The organism is Bizionia argentinensis JUB59 (assembly GCF_000224335.1).
Lineage (GTDB): Bacteria > Bacteroidota > Bacteroidia > Flavobacteriales > Flavobacteriaceae > Algorimicrobium > Algorimicrobium argentinense.
The window spans coordinates 1-5,679 of record NZ_AFXZ01000049.1 but is presented as its reverse complement, the minus strand read 5'-3'; the positions used below and the strand labels follow the sequence as shown (position 1 = coordinate 5,679).

General features: G+C 36.1%; 4 protein-coding genes. 1 reads left to right on the top strand and 3 read right to left on the bottom strand.

What is annotated here, in order from left to right; genetic code table 11:
- The 3 genes from infB to rimP all read right to left on the bottom strand — a co-directional run.
- On the bottom strand, nucleotides 1–2,881 hold a 2,881-nt coding region (gene infB, locus BZARG_RS12080; protein WP_040288657.1), incomplete at its 3' end, for a translation initiation factor IF-2.
- A gap of 29 nt (nucleotides 2,882–2,910) precedes the next feature.
- Nucleotides 2,911–4,143, bottom strand: a complete 1,233-nt coding sequence (gene nusA / locus BZARG_RS12075) for a transcription termination factor NusA (RefSeq protein WP_008638810.1) — start codon at nucleotides 4,141–4,143, stop codon at nucleotides 2,911–2,913.
- A 12-nt stretch (nucleotides 4,144–4,155) separates the two neighbouring features.
- Complete coding sequence (gene rimP / locus BZARG_RS12070) at nucleotides 4,156–4,617, bottom strand: ribosome assembly cofactor RimP (protein ID WP_008638812.1); 462 nt, start codon at nucleotides 4,615–4,617, stop codon at nucleotides 4,156–4,158.
- Between the two features lie 171 nt (nucleotides 4,618–4,788).
- Here rimP and BZARG_RS12065 point away from each other — a divergent pair, with 171 nt between their 5' ends.
- Nucleotides 4,789–5,613, top strand: coding sequence for a universal stress protein (locus BZARG_RS12065; RefSeq protein WP_008638808.1), 825 nt, complete (start codon nucleotides 4,789–4,791; stop codon nucleotides 5,611–5,613).
- The last annotated feature ends 66 nt before the right edge of the window (nucleotides 5,614–5,679 follow it).

The following is a 5,679-nucleotide window of genomic DNA, read 5'->3' as shown; positions in this document are numbered from 1 at the left end:
TAATATCATTTTCTTTAATATCATTGTAGTTTTTAATTTGCATACCACAATCGTATCCTTTGGCAACTTCTTTAGCATCATCTTTGAATCGTTTTAATGAGGATAATAGACCTGTGTAAACTACCACACCATCACGGATTAATCTAACGTTAGAGTTTCTAAAAATCTTACCAGTTAATACCATACACCCTGCAATACTTCCAATTTTAGATACTTTAAATATTTCTCTAATTTCAGCTGTACCTGTAACCTCCTCTTTAAGCTCTGGAGATAACATACCTTCCATAGCGTCTTTAAGATCATTAATGGCATCATAAATAATAGAATACGTTCGGATATCAATTTCTTCCTTATCTGCGATGCTTCTAGCATTACCCATTGGTCGAACATTAAATCCTATAATAATTGCATCGGAAGCCGAGGCTAATAAAACATCACTCTCTGTAATTGGTCCAACACCTTTATGTATAATATTAATTTGAATTTCTTCAGTTGATAATTTCTGGAACGAATCCGTTAAAGCTTCTACAGAACCATCCACATCACCTTTAAGGATAATATTTAATTCCTGGAAGTCTCCTAAAGCTATACGTCGACCAATTTCATCAAGAGTAATATGTCGTTGTGTACGTACAGATTGCTCACGTTGTAATTGCGTACGTTTCGTAGCAATTTGCCTAGCTTCACGTTCATCATCAAATACATTAAACTTATCACCTGCTTGTGGCGCTCCATCTAAACCTAATATAGATACTGGTGTTGATGGACCTGCTTCTTTAACTTCGTGACCACGCTCATCTTGCATGGCTTTAATCTTACCACTATTTTTACCAGCCAATACATAGTCGCCAATTTTCAAGGTTCCTGCTTGCACTAATATAGTAGATACATAACCACGACCTTTATCAAGGAATGCCTCAACAACTGTACCTACCGCACGTTTATTTGGATTTGCTTTCAGCTCTAATAATTCAGCTTCTAGCAATACTTTTTCTAATAACTCCTTGACACCTGTTCCTTGTTTAGCTGAAATATCTTGAGATTGAATTTTTCCACCCCAATCTTCAACTAATAGGTTCATATTAGCAAGTCCTTCTTTAATCTTTTCAGGATTTGCTGTTGGTCTATCTATTTTGTTAATAGCAAACACAATTGGCACACCTGCTGCTTGAGCATGTGAGATTGCTTCTTTAGTTTGTGGCATGATGTCATCATCCGCTGCAATAACAATAATAGCGATATCTGTAACTTGAGCTCCACGAGCACGCATGGCTGTAAAGGCCTCGTGACCTGGTGTGTCCAAGAACGCCAATTTCTGACCGCTTTCTAACTGAACACCGTAGGCTCCAATATGCTGTGTAATTCCACCGGACTCACCTGCAATTACATTTTCCTGACGAATATTATCTAATAAAGATGTTTTTCCGTGATCCACATGCCCCATAACCGTAACGATTGGTGCACGCTCTACTAAATCCTCTGGCTTATCTTCAATTACTTCAATAGACTCTTCAATTCCCGCAGTAATAAACTCTACCTCATAACCAAACTCGTCGGCTACAATAGATAAGGTTTCCGCATCCAAACGTTGGTTCATGGTAACCATCAAACCTAACGACATACATGCCGAAATAATTTGTGTTACTTGAACATCCATCATGGTAGCAACTTCACTAACTGTAACAAACTCCGTTACTTTCAGAATCTTACTATCAGCCTCTTCGGCTTGTAATTCTTTCTCGGTTTTTTCACGATGCTGATCTCGTTTATCACGACGATATTTAGCACCTTTTCCTTTACTGGATTTTCCTTGAAGTTTTTCTAGCGTTTCACGTACTTGTTTCTGTACATCTTCCTCGCTCGGTTCTTCTTTAACTATCGTGGTACGACGTCCTTTACCTGCAGCAGGTGGTCTGCCTTTAAATCGGTCATTCCCACCTCTGGCTGGCGTACTACCCGGCGTACTTGGCGCGCCCGCTTTACTAATACGGCGACGCTTTTTCTTAGGGTCTACAGCTTTATTGTCTGTTTTTTTCTTCGGCTTTTTAAACTGTGATAAGTCAATTTTCTCACCAGCAATTTTTGGCCCAGAAAGCTTCAAGTATTGTGTTTTCACAAGTTCTTCAACAGGCTCATCGGCTCCTTTCGGCGCTTCAGCTTCGGCAGTTTTGGTCTCTTTCCCTTCCGGAGCTTTTGGCTCTTCTGTTTTAGGAGATTCTGTTTTGCCCTCATCCGCTTTAGGAGCTACTTTTTTAACGTCTTCAACTTTTTTCGAGTCTTCAACTTTTGGCGCATCTGTTTTTTTAGAGTCTTCAGCTTTAGGCGTTTTCACTGTTGGCTTATCAGCAGGCTTGGAAGATGGCGTGTCTTCTTTCTTTGCTTTAGCTTCTGGTGCTTTTTCTTCTATTGCTTTGGGTTTGTCTACAGATTTAGGCGTTTCTTCCGCCTTCACCTCTGGAGTTGGCGCTGGCGCTTCCTCTTTAGGTTTATCCACTGTTTTCTTATCGGCTTCCAAATCGATTTTACCGACCTGCTTCGGACCTGAAAGGGTAGACTTCGCTTTAACAACTTCAGCTGCTTTAGCTTTAGCTATTGCTTCGCGCTCTGCCTTTTCTTTTTCCTTTGCCTCTACCTCACGCTCACGCTGCAACCTTAAAACCTCTTTCTCCTTTTGCTTTGCCTCATTAACTTCTTGAGATGCCATTTTTTTATTAGCATCTGTTTGAAATTCATTAGAGAGCACATTAAAAGTTTCTTTAGAAATTTTTGTAGTTGGACGTTTCTCTATTTCGATGCCTTTCGAGTTTAAATACTCTACAGCTCGATCTAAAGAAATGTTTAGCTCGCGTAATACTTTATTTAATCTAATTGTTTCAGCCATAAATCGCCTTTAATATAACCTAATATATGTTATTCTTCGAATTCTTCTCTAAGAATTCTAACTATTTCTTTAATTGTTTCTTCTTCTAAATCGGTTCTCTTTACCAAGTCTTGAATATCTTGTTCTAAGATACTTTTCGCCGTATCTAAACCAACTTTACTGAATTCTTTAATAATCCAAGGCTCTATTTCATCTGTGAATTCTGATAATTCAACATCTTCTTCAGCACCTTCTCTAAATACATCAATTTCGTAACCAGTTAACTGACCAGCTAAACGAATATTGTGACCACCACGACCAATAGCTTTACTAACCTCTTCTGGTTTTAATATTGCTTCTGCCCGTTTATTCTCTTCATCTATTTTTATAGATGTTACACGCGCAGGACTTAATGCTCTAGTAATATATAACTGTAAGTTACTAGTGTAGTTAATTACATCAATGTTTTCATTTCCTAATTCACGAACAATACTGTGAATTCTAGATCCTTTCATCCCTACACAAGCACCAACTGGATCTATTCTATCATCGTAAGAATCGACCGCTACTTTTGCTTTTTCACCAGGAATACGTACTACTTTTTTAATCGTAATTAAACCATCAAAAACCTCTGGTATTTCTTGCTCAAACAGTTTCTCTAAAAATACAGGCGCTGTTCTCGACATAATAATTGACGGTTTATTGCCTTTAAGATCTACACTTTCAATAATACCACGGACGTTATCACCTTTTCTAAAGAAATCTGAAGGAATTTGCTTTTCTTTTGGAAGAATAATTTCATTCCCATCATCATCTAATAAAATAACCGCTCTATGTCGGATATGATGCACCTCAGCGGTATAAATTTCACCTATTAAATCCTTAAACTGATTATATATATTTGTATTATCGTGTTCGTGTATTTTTGATATTAAATTCTGTCTTAACGCTAAAATAGAACGACGACCTAAATCTATTAATTTTACTTCTTCAGAAACGTCTTCACCAACTTCAAAATCAGGCTCAATTTTACGAGCTTCGGATAATGAAATTTCTTGATTTGGTTCTTCTACTTCACCATCTGCAACAACTGTACGATTTCTCCATATTTCTAAATCGCCTTTATCTGGATTTATAATAATATCAAAATTATCATCATCACCAAACTTCTTTTTAAGTGCGTTTCTAAAAACATCTTCTAAAATCGCCATTAATGTTACACGGTCGATTAATTTATCGTCTTTAAACTCCGAAAACGAGTCAATTAACGCAAGATTCTCCATATCTCTTTTGAATTAAAATTTTATCATAACTTTTGCTTCTACAATATCTTGATAGGCTATTTTAGCCTCTTTCTGAACTGTCACTTTGCCTTTACCTATAGGTTTTGGCTCTCTCGCCTTCCATTGTAAGGTAATATAAGTATCGGTTGCCTCTGTAAGTTGCCCCGACACTTGCTCTTGTTTTGTTCGTATTTCTAAATCTCTACCAATATGTTTTTTGTATTGTCTTTCATGAACTAACGGTGCAGATGCTCCTCCCGAAGCAACTTCTAACGAAAAATCATGTTCTTCTCTATCAATATTATTTTCTATAGCACGACTAATAAAAACACAATCATCTACCGTTATACCTTCATCACCATCAATAATTACAGAAATGGCATTATCGGCACCCATGGAGAAATCGATTAGGAATAAATCCTCTCGCTCCTCAAGTGCATCATTTAATAAAGTTTCTATTATCTTTCTTAACATAGTTTAATACAAAAACTTGGTATAAAAAGAGGGGACTTCAGGTCCCCTCATTTATTCTTTTTCTTACTACGCTGCAAATATACAATAATTTATTAAAAAACCATTATTAATGAAATATCAATTTTTATTCTTAAATTTAAGAATTGAAACCAATCTTGAAAAATATCATAAATGAAAAAAATTCTTGTTCCAACAGATTTTTCCCTAGAAGCAGATCAGGCCTTAAAAGTGGCTGCACAACTCGCAAAAAAACATGACAGCGAAATTTATTTGCTGCACATGCTTGATCTCCCATTGGATGAAGTTGATGCTTTTAGTCAATATAGCGAGCTACCTGAAGCCATGTTTTTTATGAAATTGGCACACCAAAAGTTTAAAAAAACTATGAATCAGGATCACCTTAAGGGTATAACAATTCATGAAATAGTAGATTTCAACAAAACTTTTACGGGTATAACGAATACCGCTAAAGAGAATGGAATCGATTTAATTGTCATGGGATCTCATGGTGCTAGCGGCTTCAAAGAAGTATTTATTGGTTCAAACACAGAAAAAGTAGTCCGTACCGCTGAAGTTCCTGTTCTGGTTATAAAAAATGACCATGACGAGTTTATAGTCAATGATTTTGTCTTTGCTTCCGATTTTAAGAATGACAATAAAGAAACTTACCGTCAAGCTGTTGCTATAGCTAAAGCATTAGAAGCTAAAATTCATTTACTGTTTGTAAACACACCCAATAATTTTGTAACCACGGCAACTGCAAAAACTCGAATTTTAGATTTTATTGAAGGAACACCCTTTGAAAACTACACCATATCCATTTTTAATGATGAAACCGTTGAAAAAGGCATTATGAATTTCTCTCATATTATAGGCGCCGATTTAATTGGTATTAGCACAAATGGCAGGCAAGGTATTGCACATTTCTTTAATGGCAGTATTAGTGAAGATTTAGTAAATCATGCAAAACGTCCCGTTATTACATTTAAAATTTAATAATATAGATATTCATATAACATTAAAAAATCTCTGAAATGGAGGTTTTTTTATTTAGATAAACTT